10 protein-coding genes are annotated in these 15,544 nt (G+C 71.6%); all 10 read left to right on the forward strand.

Features of this window, described 5'->3' with window-relative positions:
- Positions 1–4 precede the first annotated feature (4 nt).
- The 10 genes from OOK38_RS28675 (at position 5) to OOK38_RS28720 (ending at position 15,470) form a co-directional block, all read left to right on the forward strand.
- Positions 5–976, forward strand: coding sequence for a beta-ketoacyl-ACP synthase III (locus OOK38_RS28675; protein ID WP_266755828.1), 972 nt, complete (start codon positions 5–7; stop codon positions 974–976).
- 59 nt (positions 977–1,035) lie between these two features.
- The gene (locus OOK38_RS28680) at positions 1,036–1,296 is read left to right on the forward strand and encodes an acyl carrier protein (protein ID WP_266755827.1); all 261 of its coding nucleotides are present in this window, start codon (positions 1,036–1,038) and stop codon (positions 1,294–1,296) included.
- A gap of 29 nt (positions 1,297–1,325) precedes the next feature.
- Complete coding sequence (locus OOK38_RS28685) at positions 1,326–2,744, forward strand: condensation domain-containing protein (RefSeq protein WP_266848912.1); 1,419 nt, start codon at positions 1,326–1,328, stop codon at positions 2,742–2,744.
- A gap of 79 nt (positions 2,745–2,823) precedes the next feature.
- Entirely contained in the window at positions 2,824–3,840 is a 1,017-nt protein-coding gene (gene sbnA / locus OOK38_RS28690) for a 2,3-diaminopropionate biosynthesis protein SbnA (RefSeq protein WP_266755825.1), read from the forward strand.
- Positions 3,834–4,877 (forward strand): 2,3-diaminopropionate biosynthesis protein SbnB, encoded by a 1,044-nt coding sequence (sbnB, locus tag OOK38_RS28695; protein ID WP_266755824.1) that lies wholly within the window; start codon positions 3,834–3,836, stop codon positions 4,875–4,877. Before sbnA ends, sbnB begins: the two co-directional genes overlap by 7 nt.
- Positions 4,878–5,038: 161 nt before the next feature.
- Complete coding sequence (locus OOK38_RS28700) at positions 5,039–9,907, forward strand: non-ribosomal peptide synthetase (RefSeq protein WP_266755823.1); 4,869 nt, start codon at positions 5,039–5,041, stop codon at positions 9,905–9,907.
- 50 nt (positions 9,908–9,957) lie between these two features.
- Complete coding sequence (locus OOK38_RS28705; protein ID WP_266755821.1) at positions 9,958–10,884, forward strand: ornithine carbamoyltransferase; 927 nt, start codon at positions 9,958–9,960, stop codon at positions 10,882–10,884.
- Positions 10,881–12,218: an MFS transporter gene (locus tag OOK38_RS28710; RefSeq protein ID WP_266755819.1), complete on the forward strand. Its 1,338-nt coding sequence runs from the start codon at positions 10,881–10,883 to the stop codon at positions 12,216–12,218. Before OOK38_RS28705 ends, OOK38_RS28710 begins: the two co-directional genes overlap by 4 nt.
- Positions 12,211–12,981 (forward strand): ABC transporter ATP-binding protein, encoded by a 771-nt coding sequence (locus OOK38_RS28715; protein ID WP_266755818.1) that lies wholly within the window; start codon positions 12,211–12,213, stop codon positions 12,979–12,981. Before OOK38_RS28710 ends, OOK38_RS28715 begins: the two co-directional genes overlap by 8 nt.
- On the forward strand, positions 12,981–15,470 hold the full coding sequence (locus OOK38_RS28720) for an ABC transporter permease (protein WP_266755816.1): 2,490 nt from the start codon (positions 12,981–12,983) through the stop codon (positions 15,468–15,470). Before OOK38_RS28715 ends, OOK38_RS28720 begins: the two co-directional genes overlap by 1 nt.
- Positions 15,471–15,544: the final 74 nt, after the last annotated feature.

The raw sequence follows: 15,544 nt of genomic DNA on the forward strand, positions 1-15,544 counted from the left end.
TCCGTTGGACACCTATCTGACCCCGCCGACCCACGGGTCCCGGATCACCGGCATCGCCGCCTACCGGCCCGCGCGGCTGCTCTCCAACGAGGAGCTGTCCCCGCGGACTACGGTCTCCCCGGAGTGGATCGAACAGCGCACCGGTATCAAGACCCGGCACCACGCGAGCGAGGCCGAGGACCTGGTCACCATGTCCGTCGCCGCGGGCGAGAAGGCCCTCGTGATGGCCGACATCGACCCGGCCGAGGTCGACCTGACCGTCGTCGCCACCGCGACCCGCAAGCGCCGTATGCCCGGCATCGCCCCGGAAGTGGCCAGCCGTATCGGACTGCCCAACTCGGGCGCCTACGACCTGAACGCGGTGTGCGCGGGCTTCACCTACGCGATGGCGATGGCCTCCAACGCGGTGCGGCTCGGTGAGGCACGGCACGTCCTGGTGGTCGGCGCCGAACGCACCAGCGACTGGATCGACCCGAACGACCCCGACACCTTCGTCATCTTCGGCGACGGAGCCGGCGCCGCCGTCGTCTCGCGCTCCGACCGCACCGGCATAGGCCCCGCCGTATGGGGGAGCGACGGCGCCCGGCACAGCGTCCTCGGCCTGACCGAGCGGCCCGACGGACGCGAGTACGTCTCCATGAACGGGCCCCTGGTCTACAAGTGGTCGACAGCCACCATGCCCGACGTCGCCCACCGGGCCTGCGCGGCCGCCGGGATCACCATGGCCGACATCGACTGGTTCGTGCCCCACCAGGCCAACAACCGCATCATCAAGACCCTCACCCGCGAACTGGAACTGCCGCCCGAGCGCGTCGTCAACGACGTCGTCGACACCGGCAACACCTCCGCCGCCTCGGTGCCGCTCGCGCTCAGCCGCCTCTACGACAGCGGCCGCTCCACGCCGGGCGAGCACGTCCTGCTGCTCGGCTTCGGCGCCGGTCTCACCTACGCCGGACAAGTCGTCCGCATGCCCTGACGGGCCCTTCCTCGGCACACCCGGCACCACCGCACTCCTACACAGAGACGGAACCTCATATGACCACGCACGAGCCCACCACCGATGTCCTGACCGCCGAGGTCATCGCACTCGTCAAGCGCACCGCCCCCGACCTGGAGGGCGACATCGACGCCGACTCCAGCTTCGAGGAGATGGGCATGGACTCGCTCACCCGGGTCGACCTGCTGGCCGCCGTCGAGAAGACCTACAGCCTCTCGGTGCCGGACGAGACGGTCGCCGACCTGCTGCGGGTGCGTGACGTCGTCGCCTTCCTCGCCACGGCGAAGGCGGAGGTCTGACCGTGCGACTCGACCACGGGGGGTCGGCGATGCAATCCGCCCACGGAACGCCGACGGCCGAACCCGTCCTCGACACCCGGCTCCCGCTGTCCGTCGGGCAGGAGGGCCTCTGGCTCCTCCAGCGCCTGACCCCCGACAGCTCGACGTACAACCTGGCCGGCGGCGCCCGGATGACGCCCGCGCCGGACCCCGCGATCCTCGCCCGCGCGGTCCGCGCGCTGACGGACCGTCACCCCATGCTGCGCTCCCTCTACACGGAGACCGATGGCCAGCCCTGCCGTGTCGTCCAGGAGGTCGGCACCCTGGGCGAGTTGACGGTCCATGAGATCCCGGACGCCTCGGACGAGGAGCTCGACGAGCTGGTGAAGGCCGAGGTGCGAAGGCCGTTCCGGCTGGAATCCGAGGGGCCCTTCCGTGCCGTACTGCTGCGCCGGCGCGGCGACGCGGTGGCACTTGTCGTCACCCACCACATCGCGACCGACGCCTTCTCGCAGTGGCTCCTGTGGCGCGACCTCCTCCAGGCCTACAAGGCCTTCGCGACCGGCGCCGGGCACCCCGGCTGGGACCCCCTTCCCGTCACCTACGACGACTCCGTCGAGCGGGAGCAACTGCTCCTGGAGTCCTCGCGGGGCAAGCGGCAGGCGGAGTTCTGGCAGGGGGAGGCCGCCGGAGCCCGCGCCGCCGAACTCCCCACCGACCGGCCCCGCCCCGCCGTCTCCTCGCAGTCGGGCGCGAGTCTGCTGCGCCGGCTGCCCGACCGGCTCTCCGACAAGGTGCTGCGCACCGCCGCGAGCCGCGGGGTCTCCCCGTTCGCCCTCACCCTCGGCGCCTTCCAGGCACTGCTGCACCGATGGGGCGGCCAGCGCGACTTCCTGCTCGCCTGCCCCGCGTCCACCCGGCGCTCCTCCGCGGCAGGGGTCGTGGGCTACTTCGTCAACCCGGTGCTCATCCGCGCCCGGTTCGACCGGCAGACCACGCTCGCGGACGCGATGGCCCAGGCCGCCGACCGGGTCCGGCAGGCCACCGCCCGCGTCTCCTACCCGTACCCTCTGGTCGCCCGTGACGCGGGCACGGCGGGTCCGCTGTACCGGATCTCCGTGACGATGGTCTCCACCGACCGGTTCGGATCCGGCATGGGCGGCGCCGCCTCGGGCGAGCCGATGAACGTGGCCGGCATCGAGACGACGTACATGGAGATCCCGCATCTCGAAGGCCAGTGCGACCTCTCGCTGGAGATCACCCGCGATGTGTACGGCCTGACGGTGGCCCTGCGCTACGACACCGATCTCTTCGAACAGGCCACGGTCGAGAGGCTGTTCGACCTTTTCGTCCGGTTCCTCGAAGCGGCCGCGGACGACCCCGACCAGCGCGTCTCCCGCATCCCGCTGACCGACGACGCCGAACGCCGGGCCCTGCTCGCCCTCGGCGGCACCGGCGGCTCTTCGTGAACGACCGCTCGGGGCACCGGCAGACCCGCCCCGCACGGCACCCCACGACCGACCACGACCCCGGCAGGAGTCCGCGGCCATGACGCCACGACCGGTGCTCGACGGCATCCTCGACGCCATCGGCGACACACATCTGGTGGAACTCGGCGGCCTGCTGCCCCGCTTCCCCTCCCGAGTCCTCGCCAAGCTCGAAGGGTTCAACCCCGGCGGCAGCGTCAAGGACCGGTCCGCGCTGTCCATGCTGCTGGGCCGGATCCGGGGCGGCGAACTGATCCCCGGCCGGTCCACGGTCGTGGAGTCCAGCTCCGGCAACCTGGCCATCGGCATCGCCCAGATCTGCCGCTACTACGGGATCGACTTCATCTGTGTCGTCGACCCCAAGACCACCCGGCAGAACCTGGCGATCCTGCGCGCCTACCAGGTCACCGTCGACATGGTCACCGAACCCGACCCGGACACCGGCGCCTACCTCCCGGCCCGGCTCGCCCGGGTCCGGGAACTGGTGGCCGCGACCCCCGGCGCCTACTGGCCCAACCAGTACGCCAATCCGCTCAACCCACGGGCCCACACCCGCACCATGCGGGAGATCGCCGAGGCGCTCGACGACCAGGTCGACTACCTGTTCTGCGCCACCGGCACCGGCGGCACCCTGCGCGGCTGCGCCGAGTACATCCGCGACCACGGCCTGTCCACGACGCTGATCGGCGTGGACGCCCTCGGCAGCGTGCTGTTCGGCGGACCGCCGGGACCCCGGCTGCTGCCCGGACACGGCGCGGCGGTCCGCCCGGCTCTCTTCGACCCGACGCTCGCCGACGAGGTGGTGCTGGTCTCCGACCTCGACTGCGTGGTCGGCTGCCGGACCCTGACCCAGCGCGAGGCCATCCTCGCCGGCGGCTCGTCCGGCGCCGTCACGTCCGCGCTGCACAGGTTCGCGGACCGCGTCCCGGCCGGCAGCACCTGCGTGCTGATCTTCCCGGACCGCGGCGACCGCTACCTCGACACGATCTACGACGACGAATGGGTGCGCCGCCAGTTCGGCGAGGTGAGCCACCTGTGGAAGGAACCGGAGCACACCATGGCGGTGGGAACATGCTGATCATCGGCCACCAGACGGTCGCGGGACTCCTCCAGGGCCGCGAGAAGGAGGTCATCGACCTCGTCGCCGACGCCTACCGGCGCCACGACGAGGGCCGCACCAGCCTGCCGCACTCCGTCTTCCTGCGTTTCCCCGACCGGCCCCGGGACCGGATCATCGGTCTGCCCGGCTACCTCGGCGGCAGCGGGGCAGAACGGGGTGCCGGCACAGGCGCGGACGCGGGCGACGACGGGATCGCCGGCATGAAGTGGATCGCCTCCTTCCCCGGCAACATCGCCGACGGAGTCCAGCGGGCCAGCGCCGCCATCCTGCTCAACTCGCTGCGCAACGGACAGCCCGAGGCGCTCATCGAAGGCTCCCTGATCTCCGCCCAGCGCACCGCCGCGTCGGCGGCCGTCGGCGCCCGCATGCTGCTCGGCGGCCGCAGGCCCTCCGGGATCACCCTCATCGGCTGCGGAGTCATCAACCGCGAGGTGCTGCGCTTCCTCGGCGTCGAACATCCCGGACTCGACCGGCTCACCGTGTACGACACCGACCCCGAGCGCGCCCGGAGGTTCACCGAGGACAACGCGCGGCTGCTGCCGTCCGCCGCCGTCCGCCACTGCGACTCGCTCGACGAGGCGCTGGCCGCCCACGACCTGGTGTCCATCGCCACCACCGCCGCGACCCCGCACACCGGACTCGACGCCTGCCCGCCCGGCACGGTGGTGCTGCACGTCTCGCTGCGCGACCTGACCACGAGCGCCGTGCTCGAAGCCCACAACGTCGTCGACGACCCGGACCACGTCTGCCGCGAGAACACCTCCGTGCACCTCGCCGAACTGGCCACCGGCGGACGGGAGTTCATCGACGCCAGCATCGGCGCGCTGCTGCGCGGCACCGCGCGCCTCAACCCGCTCCCGGGCAGGCCCCTCGTCTACTCGCCGTTCGGGCTCGGCGTCCTCGACCTCGCGCTCGCCCGCTTCGTACGGGACCGGGCCCGCGCCGGCGGACTGGGCACCGACGTGACGGACTTCCTGCCGGCCCCCGCCGCGTAACCACGGGCTTCCGGTGCGCGACCACCGGCCTCCGGGCGCCCACCACCGGAATCCGACGCGCACACCGGCCGCTGCCGCGCGCACCCTCCTTCGTCCTACGGGCCCCTGCCGCGCAGGGCCGCCGCACCGCCGCACGTGCGTTCACCATCCCTGGAGAAGAGATGACTGTCCCGCTGCACGAACTCATCGCCCATCAGGCCGTGTCGACCCCGCTCGCCGTCGCGGTCGACGGCGCCCAGGGGCCGCTGAGCTACGAAGCGCTCGACCGGCGCGCCAACCGCGTCGCACGGCTGCTCGCGGCCCGTGGCATCGGCGCCGAGGACCGGGTCGTCGTCTGCCTGCCACGGGGCCACGACCTGGTCGCGGCACTGCTCGGCGTCTGGAAGGCGGGCGCGGCCTATGTGCCGCTGGACGCCGGGCATCCGCAGGAGCGTACGGCCTGGGTGGTCGCGGACAGCGGTGCGGGCGCCGTCGTCACGACCGCGGCCGATGCCGGGACGTTCGAGAAGCTCCTGCCCGGTGGCGTGGTGACCCTGGACTCCGAGATCCTCGACGAACTCTCCGACACAGCGCCCCCGTCGAAGGTGACCGCGGACCACGCCGCCTACCTCACCTACACGTCGGGCTCGACCGGCCGCCCCAAAGGTGTTCTCGTGCAGCACGGCGGCATCGCGGGGCGCGTCGCCTGGTCGCTGGACAACCAGGGGCTGACGACGGCGGACCGGGTGCTCCAGAAGACCGTACTGACCTTCGACGCCGCCGGCTGGGAGCTGTTCACCCCGCTCGCCGCGGGCGCCACCGTCGTCATGGCGCCGCCGGGGGCCGAAGCCGACCCGGCACTGCTCGTGGCGACGGTCGCCGACACGGGGGTGACCGTCCTCCAGGGCGTGCCGTCCGTGCTGCGGCTCCTGGTCGCCGAGCCCCGCTGGGCGGACTGCGCGGACCTGCGCCTGGTGTGCTCGGCGGGCGAGCCGCTGGACGCCGAACTGTGCCGCCGCCTCGCGGAACCGGGCGGCGCCCGGGTCTGGAACACCTACGGGCCCACCGAGTGCTCCATCGACGTCACCGCCCAGCTCTTCGACCCCGAGCGGCACACCGAGGCGGTCCCCATCGGACGCCCGATGGACCACATGCGGGTGTACGTCCTCGACGCCGAGTTCGACCCGGTGCCGATCGGCGTCGTGGGGGAGCTGTACGCGGCGGGCGACGGTACGGCGCGCGGCTACGCGGGCCGCCCGGGACAGACCGCCGAGCGTTTCCTGCCCGACCCGCACGGCACCCCCGGCAGCCGCATGTACCGCACCGGGGACCTGGTGCGCTGGCGTTCCGACGGCGCCCTGGACTTCCTCGGCCGCGCCGACCAGCAGGTCAAGGTCAACGGCGTCCGGATAGAACCGGCCGAGGTCGAGGCCGCGTTGAACGCCCACCCGGACGTGCGGGGCGCGGTCGTCGACGCCCGGGTCGCGGGCGACACCAAGAGGCTCGTCGCCTATGTGACGGCCGGGCGCCGCATACCCAGGGACGAACTGCGCACCTTCCTGCGTGGCCGGCTGCCCGAGCCGATGATCCCCTCGGTCTTCGTGCCGCTGGACGCCTTCCCGCTGACCAGCAGCGGAAAGGTGGACCGCGGAGCCCTGCCCGACCCGGTCCAGGAGCAGGCACGCGGCGCCGAGTACATCGCCCCGCGCACCCCCGCCGAACGGCTCGTCGCCCAGGTGTGGGAGCAGCTTCTCCAGATCGAACAGGTCGGCGCGCACGACGACTTCTTCGCCCTCGGCGGCTCCTCCCTCGTCCTCACCCGGCTCGCCGACGCCCTGCGCAAGGCGTCCGGGGACGACATCCAACTCCGCGGCTTGTTCGGCGCGTTCACCGTCGAGGCGCAGGCGAGGCTGCTGGAGGACGCACGGCCGGCGGTGCCCGGTGTGACCCCGGTCGGCCGGGACCGGCCGCTGCCGCTCTCCTTCGGGCAGCACCGGCTGTGGTTCCTGGACCGCATGCACCCGGGCAGCCCCGAGTGGGTGGCACCCTTCTTCCTCCGGCTGCCGGCGGGTACCACCCGCGACGCCGTGCAGGCCGCGCTCGACGCCCTGGAGGCCCGCCACGAGTCCCTGCGCACCCGCTACCCGGTCGAGGGTGAGGAACCCCGTCAGGAGGTCGTCGCGCCCGGGACGGTCGAACTGCGTGTCGAGGACGCCTCGGAAGCGCACCTGGAGCGTCTGTTCGGCGAGCAGTTCGGCCGCGGCTTCGACCTCACCGACGGACCGTTGTGGCGGGCGTTGCTGGTCCGGGTGCCCAAGGGCGGCCCGGTCCTGCTGGTGACGACCCATCACATCGCCACCGACGGCTGGTCCACCGTCCTCCTCGACCGCGAACTGCGCGAGCTGTGCGCCGCGGCGAGCGAGGACCGTTCACCTCGACTCGATGAACTCCCGGTGCAGTACGCCGACTTCGCGGCCTGGCAGTCGGCACACGCCGACGACATCGCGTCGTCGCGGGAACTGGACCACTGGAAGCAGGCCCTCGACGGCCTGCCCGAACTCCGGCTCCCCACCGACCGGCCCCGACCCGCCCGGCGCGACGCGCACGGCTCCGGCGTCCGCTTCTCCGTGCCGGCCTCGCTCGCCGACACCCTCACCGGCATCGGCCGACGGCACGGTGCCACCCCCTATGTGACCCTGCTCGCCGCCTTCGGCGCGCTGCTCGGCCGCTACAGCGGCCAGGACGACTTCGGTATCGGCAGCCCGGTCACCGGCCGCACCCGCCCCGAGACCCAGAACACCGTCGGCTTCTTCCTCAACTCCCTCGTGATGCGCTGCGACCTGACCGGCGACCCGACCTTCGCCGAACTCCTCCAGCGCGTCCGCGGCACGGTCATGGCCGGCTTCGCCCACCAGGAGCTGCCCTTCGAGCGCCTGGTGGACGAACTCCAGCCCGCCCGTGACCTCTCCCGCACCCCGCTCTACCAGGTCGCCTTCGACCTCCAGGACGACGGCGCCACCTCCGTGGCAGCCGACGACGTCCTCATGGACGCCTTCCAGGGCGCCTGGCGGGTGGCCAAGACCGACCTGACCCTCTTCGTCTGGCGCCAGTCCGACGGCTCCCTGATCGGTGCCTTCGAATACGCCACCTCGCTCTTCGACCACGACACCGTCGAGCGCCTCGCCCACCACTTCGTGCAACTCCTCGAAGCCGTCGCGGCTGACGCGGACGCCTCCCTGTCCGCCGTCGACATCACCTCCGTCCAGGAACGGCGACTCCTCAAGGCCTGGAACGACACGGTGGTGCCGGTGGGTGAGGTGTCGGTGCCGGAGTTGATCGCGGAGCGTGCGGTGGTGTCGCCGGGTGCGGTGGCGGTGGAGGCGGGTGGTGTTCGTCTGACCTTCGGGGAGTTGGAGGTTCGGGCGAACCGGCTCGCGGGTGTGCTGCGTTCGCGTGGCGTCGGTGCGGAGTCGTCGGTGGCGGTGTTGCTGGATCGTTCGGTGGATCTGGTGGTGGCGTTGCTGGGTGTGTGGCGTGCGGGGGCGGGTTATGTGCCGCTGGATCCGGCGCTTCCGGAGGGTCGGGTTGCCGGGATGCTGGTGGATGCGGGTGTGTCGGTGGCGGTGACGTCGGCCGGGTATGCGGATCGGTTCGCGGTGGAGGTCGTCCGCGCGGACGAGGACCACCCTGAGCCGGTGGCGGGTGGTGTGTTGCCGTCGGTGGATCTGGACGCATTGGCGTACACGATTTTCACGTCGGGTTCGACGGGTCGGCCGAAGGGTGTGCAGGTCACGCATCGGAGTCTGGTGAATCATGTGGACTGGGCGGTGCGGGAGTTGGCGTCGTGTGGTGCGGGTGGTGCGCCGGTGTTCTCGTCGGTGGCGTTCGATCTGGTGGTGCCGAATGTGTGGGCGCCGTTGGCTGCCGGTCAGCGGGTGTGGCTCTACGGCGGTGAGCTGACCGAGCTGGGCGGGGCGTTGGTGGGGGCGGGGCCGTTCTCGTTCCTGAAGCTGACTCCCGGTCATTTGGAGCTGCTCGGTGGGCAGTTGTCGGACGAGGAGATCCGCTCGTTGACGACGCGGATCGTGGTGGCGGGTGAGGCGCTGCCGGGTGCTCTGGTGGAGCGCTGGCGACGGCTGCTCGGTAATGGACGCATGGTCAACGAGTACGGTCCGACCGAGGCGACCGTCGGCACGTGTGTCTTCCCGATCGAGACCGCCTACGAGGGTGTCGTGCCCATCGGCCGGCCCCTGCCCAATGTGCATATGCGTGTCCTGGACGTCGAACTGCGTCCTGTGCCGGTCGGTGTGGTGGGGGAGTTGTACGTGGGCGGGTCCGGTGTGGCCCGTGGCTATACCGGTGATGCCGGGCGGACGGCTCAGCGGTTCTTGCCCGACCCTTACGGTGGGCCGGGTGCCCGGTTGTATCGGACCGGGGATCTGGCGCGGTGGCGTGCGGATGGTGCGGTGGAGTTCCTGGGCCGGATCGATGACCAGGTGAAGGTGCGCGGGTATCGGATCGAGCTCGGGGAGATCCGGGCCGCTCTGGCCGCGCATCCGGCGGTGTCCGACGCGGCCGTGATCGTGACCGAGGACCAGCGTCTGGTCGCCTATGTCGTCGGTGAGATGGACGGTCTGCGCGAGGCTTTGGCGGGTGTGCTGCCCGAGTACATGGTGCCGTCCCTGTTCGTGGAGTTGGAGAAGATCCCGCTGACCGCGAACGGCAAGCTCGACCGGCGCGCTCTGCCCGATCCGGAGACCGGCGCCGCCACCGACGCGTACATCGCGCCACGCAGCGAGACCGAGGAGACGATCGCCGAGGTCTGGGGCCAGGTCCTGGGCCTGGACAAGGTCGGCGTCGAGGACAACTTCTTCGACCTCGGCGGCCACTCCATCCTCGCCGTACGGCTGATCTCCCGGCTCCAGGCCGAGTACGACCTCGATCTGCCGGTGCGGGTGGCCTTCGAACGGCCCACCGTGGCGCAGCTCGCCGTGGAGATCGAGGACCGGGTGCGGGCCGAGATCGACGCGCTCCTCACCGAAGCGCCCTGAGCGCTCCCGCCCCGCCATCAGCCCGCCCACGAGAAGGGACCCCCATCGTCATGGGATCCGTGCGACACCTCATCTCCATCACCGACCTGACCGACGACGAGCTGCGCGGGATCGTGGCGCGAGGCGTCGCGTTCGCCACCGGCGAGCGGGCGAGGACCATGGACGGCGCCGTCGTCGGCGTCTACTTCCGTCGTACGTCGACCCGGACCCGTACGGCGTTCACGGCCGGCGCGCTGCGGCTCGGCGCGCAGACCGTGACGTTCGGGCCCGCCGATCTCCAGACCAACACCGGCGAGACCAGCGAGGACACCGGCCGGGTGTTTGCCGGGATGCTGGACCTGCTGGTGGCCAGGACCGCCGACGCCACCGAGGAACTGCGGACCTGGGCGGCGGCCGGGGACATGTCGGTGGTCAACGCCATGAGCGCCGAGGAGCACCCCACGCAAGGGCTCACCGATCTGACCACGCTGCAAAGGCACTTCGGACGGGTGGACGGCATCCGGCTGCTGTACGTCGGTGAGGGCAACAACAGCGCCGCCGCCCTGGCGCTGGCCCTCACCCGCTTTCCCGGCACCGAACTGGAGCTGCGCACACCGCCCGGCTACGGAGTCGCGCCCGACGTGCTCGCCCGGGCCACGGAACAGGCCGCGCGAAGCGGCGCGAAGATCGTGGAGCGGCACGACATGAGCGCGCTGCCCGCGGATCTCGACGCCGTGTACACCACCCGCTGGCAGACCACCGGGACCAGCAAGCCCACCGAGGACTGGCGGGAGGTCTTCGCTCCGTTCCAGGTCACGCGTGCCCTGTGGGAGGGCAGCCCGAAGGCCGTGTTCCTGCACGACCTGCCCGCCCACCGCGGCGAGGAGGTCACCGCCGAGGTGCTCGACGGGCCGACGAGCATCGCCTTCACCCAGGCCACGCACAAACTGCACAGCGCGATGGCTGTCCTGGAGTGGTGCTGGGCGGGCAGTCGATGAGCACGGAACTCCAGGTGCGGGACGGCGGCGAGGAGAAGCCGCCTCCGCTGCGCAGCAACGTGCGTTTCCGGTTGCTGTGGGGCGGATCCGCGCTCTCGGTCATGGCGGAGCGCTCCTCCACGATGGCCTTCACCCTGCTCGTCCTGTGGCACACCGGGTCGAAGAGCGCCGCCGGACTGGTCGGCTTCAGCGCCCTGCTGCCCATGCTGGTCATGCAGTTGCCGGCTGGTGTACTGGTGGACCGCTGGGACAGGCGGCGGGTGATGCTCTTCTGCGTGGCGGGCCGGGCGCTGGCCATCGGGTCGGTCGCGGTGTCGCTCGTCGGGGACGACGTGCGCGTCTGGCACATCGCCCTGGTCGCCTTCGTCCAGGGCAGCCTCACCGTCTTCTACCAGCTGTCCGAACGCGCGGCGGTACGCGGTGTCGTACCGCCGCAGCAGGTGTCGACCGCGATGGCGCAGAACGAGGCGCGGTCCCGGGCCGTGAACTTCGTCGGACATCCGGCGAGCGGTGTGCTCTTCGGCCTGTCGGCGTGGGTACCGTTCCTGTCCAGCACCGGCCTCTATCTGCTGTCCCTGCTGACGCTCACCCGGCTGAAGATCCCGAAGCGGCAGGCCGGCGGAGCGGGCAAGAGCGCCCGGGGGATGCGTGAGGAGATCTCCAGCGGACTGCGCTGGGTGTGGGAGCGCGCCTACTTCCGCTCGGCGCTGCTCGTCATCGCGGGGAGCAACCTGGTGTTCCAGGGACTCATTCTCACGGTCGCCGTGCTGGTCAGGGAGCAGGGCAGACCGGCGAGCACGGTCGGCCTGATCATGGCGGCCGGCAGTATCGGCGGACTCCTCGGGGCCTTCAGCGGAGGGTGGCTGACCCGGAGGCTGCCGATGCGGCGCGTCATGATCTACGCCCATGTCGCCTGGGCCCTGATCATGCCCGGAACGGTATTTCTCCTTCATCCGGTGACACTTGGGATTCTCTTCTTCATAACGTCGCATATAGGAGCGGCTGTTACCGTCTGCGGCATGTCCCATCAGGTGCGCATCACACCCGACGCCATGCAGGGGAGGGTCGGCAGCGTCGTCATGCTCCTGGTTTCCGGGGCGAGTTCGATCGGCGCGCTCGGCACCGGCTATCTCCTCGAAGGTGTCGGCACGCGCGGGACGCTGGCCATCGCATCCGGAGTGATGGCCCTGCTCGCCGTGGTGGCGACCGTCGTGTTCACCCGCCGAGGGGCGGAGCTCGAAGACCGGAGCGCCCAGGACGAGGCGTCCGGACATCAGCGGGAGCTGACGGCCGGTCCCCCCACCACCATGACGCTACGGAGAATCGATGAATGACGCAGTGCGGCTGGAGTCGCTCAGCAAAACCTATGGCTCGGGCAGCGGCGCGGTCAGCGCGTTGCGCGACGTGGGCCTGTCCTTCCCGCGCGGCAGTTTCACGGCCGTCATGGGGCCTTCGGGTTCGGGCAAGTCCACACTGCTGCAGTGTGCCGCCGGGCTCGACCGGCCCACGTCCGGGCGGGTGTTCATCGACGGTACGGACATCGGCGGCCTGAACGAGACCCGGCTGACAGAGTTCCGCCGGGAATCCACCGGCTTCGTCTTCCAGGCGTTCAACCTGCTGCCCTCGCTGACGGCCGCGCAGAACGTCGGCCTGCCGCTGCGGCTGGCCGGCCGCAAACCCGGTCGCCAGACCGTGCTGAAGGCCCTTGCCCAGGTCGGCCTCGAGGATCAGGCCGGCAAGCGGCCCAGCCAGCTCTCCGGCGGCCAGCAGCAGCGGGTCGCGGTGGCCCGAGCCCTGGTCACGCGCCCGGCCGTGCTCTTCGCGGACGAGCCGACCGGCGCCCTCGACATCACGACCGGCCGTGAACTGCTGGAAGTCTTACGGAAGCTGGTGGGCACCCCGGTGACCGGGGGGCGGGGTGCCGACGACCCCGAGCCCGACCAGCCGACCACGATCGTGATGGTCACGCACGACCCGAACGTCGCCGCGTACGCGGACCGCGTGGTCTTCCTCGCCGACGGCGCGCTGGTCGGCGAGCTGAAGGACCCGACGGCCGAGGCGGTCGCCGCCCGCATGACCGATCTGGCGGTGTCGTAGTGCTCGGCATCGCCCTTCAGACGCTCCGGGCGCGCTGGGTGTCCTTCCTCGGCACCATCGTGGCCCTCGTGCTCGGCGTGGCGCAGGTCGCCGCGATGGGCATCCTGCTGATGACCATGCTCGACCTGCCCGACCGGCCGCCGGAGCGGTTCGCCCGGGCGTCCGCCGTCGTGCTGCCCACCGACCCCGACTGGGACCCCGCCCACCACGACCTCGGTGTCCGCTCGCTGCCCGAGGCCGAAGGCGTCTCCCCGGACCTGCTCGACCGCGTCCGGGCCACCGGCGAGACCGTCGTCGACCGGGCCTTCTACGCGCAGCTCCACGACGGCCCGCGCAATCAGGTCGGTCACCCCTGGGCGGTCGCCCGGTTCGGCGGCTACAAGCTGACGAGCGGCTCTCGGCCGTCGGGCGACCGGGAGATCGTCGTACCCTCCGACCAGGCGCACACCGGCGACAAGGTGACGGTCATGACCGCCGCCGGCGTCGCCCCCTACACGGTGTCCGGCACGGTCGCCCCCGTCGGCTGGGAGAACGCGGTGTTCTTCGGCGACGCCGAGGCGGCCCGGATCTCCCCGCGCATCCAGGCACTGGTGGCGCTCGGCCCGCCCGCCCAGGTGCGCGACGCCGTCGGCAAGGACGCCGAGGTCCTCACCGGCAGCGACCGGCACAAGGCCGACGCCAGCGAGGCCGAGGACCGCGAGACCCTCGACAACACCATCACGCTCGTCCCGGTGATGGCGTCCGTCGCGGGCACCACCTCCGTGTTCGTCGTCGCGTCCACCTTCGCCTTCGCCGTCATCCAGCGCCGCCGCGAGGTCGCCCTGCTGCGCACCGTCGGCGCCACGCCCAAGCAGGTCCGCCGCATGATCCGCGGCGAGGCCCTGCTCGTCGGCACCCTGGCCTCCGCGCTCGGCGCGGCCCTCGGTGTGTACGGGGCACAGCTGCTCACCGACATGCTCATCGACCTCGACATCTCACCGCCCTGGTTCCAGGTGCGGCCGTCCCTGCACTGGACGGTGACCGCCCCGCTGGCCGGCGCGTTCCTCGTCGGTGTCCTGGTCGCGCTCTGCGGAGCCGCCACCGCCGCGTACCGCGCAGGACGGGTGCGGCCCGTCGAGGCGCTGCGCGAGGCCGCCGTCGACGACTCCGGCATGACACCGTCGCGGCTGCTGATCGGCGCCCTCGGTATCGGAGCGGGCATCGGCTTGGCCGCCTGGATCGCGGTCGGCAAACCGGCCACCATCCTCTCGCCCAACACCTACGTCACCGAACTCCTCGTCCCCGTCCTGGCCGCCGCCGTCATCGCCCCCCTGGCGATCGGCCCACTGGCCCGGCTGCTGATGTGGCCGTTCCGCAACACGGCGGGACCCACCGCGATGCTCGTGCGGGAGAGCGTGCTCAGCTCACGCCGCCGCACCGCCGCCACCGCGGCACCGATCCTGCTCACCGTCGGACTCGCCCTGTCGCTGCTCGCCGCCACCGACTCGCTCGGCGCGGCCCGCGACCACGGCCTGCGCAACCAGATCGCCTCTCCGTACGCCCTCGCCCCCGACGGCACCCCGGGCATCAGCCCCGAAGTCGTCGACAGGGTCAAGAAGATCGACGGCGTACAGATCGCGGCACCGCTCCTCACCACGGTCTACACCCGCGACGAGGACCGCTACGACGAGAACGACGGCATGGTCGTGGACACGTCCGTGCTCAAGTCGACGATGGACCTCACCATCACCCAGGGGTCCCTGGACAAGCTCGACGACAACAGCATCGCCGCCCCCGACCTGTGGGGCTGGGACGCCGGCACCTCGCAGAAGATCCTGCTCGGCGACGGCTCGGAAGCGACACTGAAGGTCGCGGCGGTCTACAAGGCCATGCGGGGCGAGGACGTCGCCTACCTTCCGGAGCGCTTCGCGCCCTCGGCCGCGTACGCCCGGGACGGACTGGCCCGGCGTGCCTACATCAACCTGGAACCCGGCACGGACGAGGCCGCCGCGACCGCGGCGATCACCAAGGCCGTCCAGGGCAGCGGGGCACACTTCCTGACCCGGGCCGAACTGGTCGCCTCGGAAGCCGCCTACGCCCGCCATCTCATCGAGGTGAGGCAGCGCTCCACGGCCGTGATCGTGGTGCTGTTCTGCTTCATCGCGATCCTGAACACCCTCCTCATGGCGACCGCCGACCGCCGCCGCGATCTGGCGGTCCTCCGTCTGGCCGGAGCCACGCCCCGACAGGTCGTACGGTTCTTCGTCGCCGAATCCCTGCTGGTGGCCGCGATCGGTGTCGTCCTCGCCCTGATCGCGTCCGCTCTCAACATCGCCGCCCTGTGGGCGGCACTGCTCCAGCTCTTCGGTACCACCCCGATCGTGGCGCCCTGGCTCGTGGTCGTCGGCATCGCCGCCGTCTCCACGGTCCTCGCCGTCATCGGCACGGTGCTGCCGGTCACGGCGGCACTGCGCTCCCGGATCGTCCAGCTCGTGGGCGCCCGGGAGTAGCCCCGGCCGGGGTGCTCGCGCGGCGCGCGAGCACCCGTCCCGAAAGACCGCGCGCGGCCTGGTCCCTCCCCCCG

Source organism: Streptomyces sp. NBC_00568 (genome assembly GCF_026341855.1).
GTDB lineage: Bacteria > Actinomycetota > Actinomycetes > Streptomycetales > Streptomycetaceae > Streptomyces.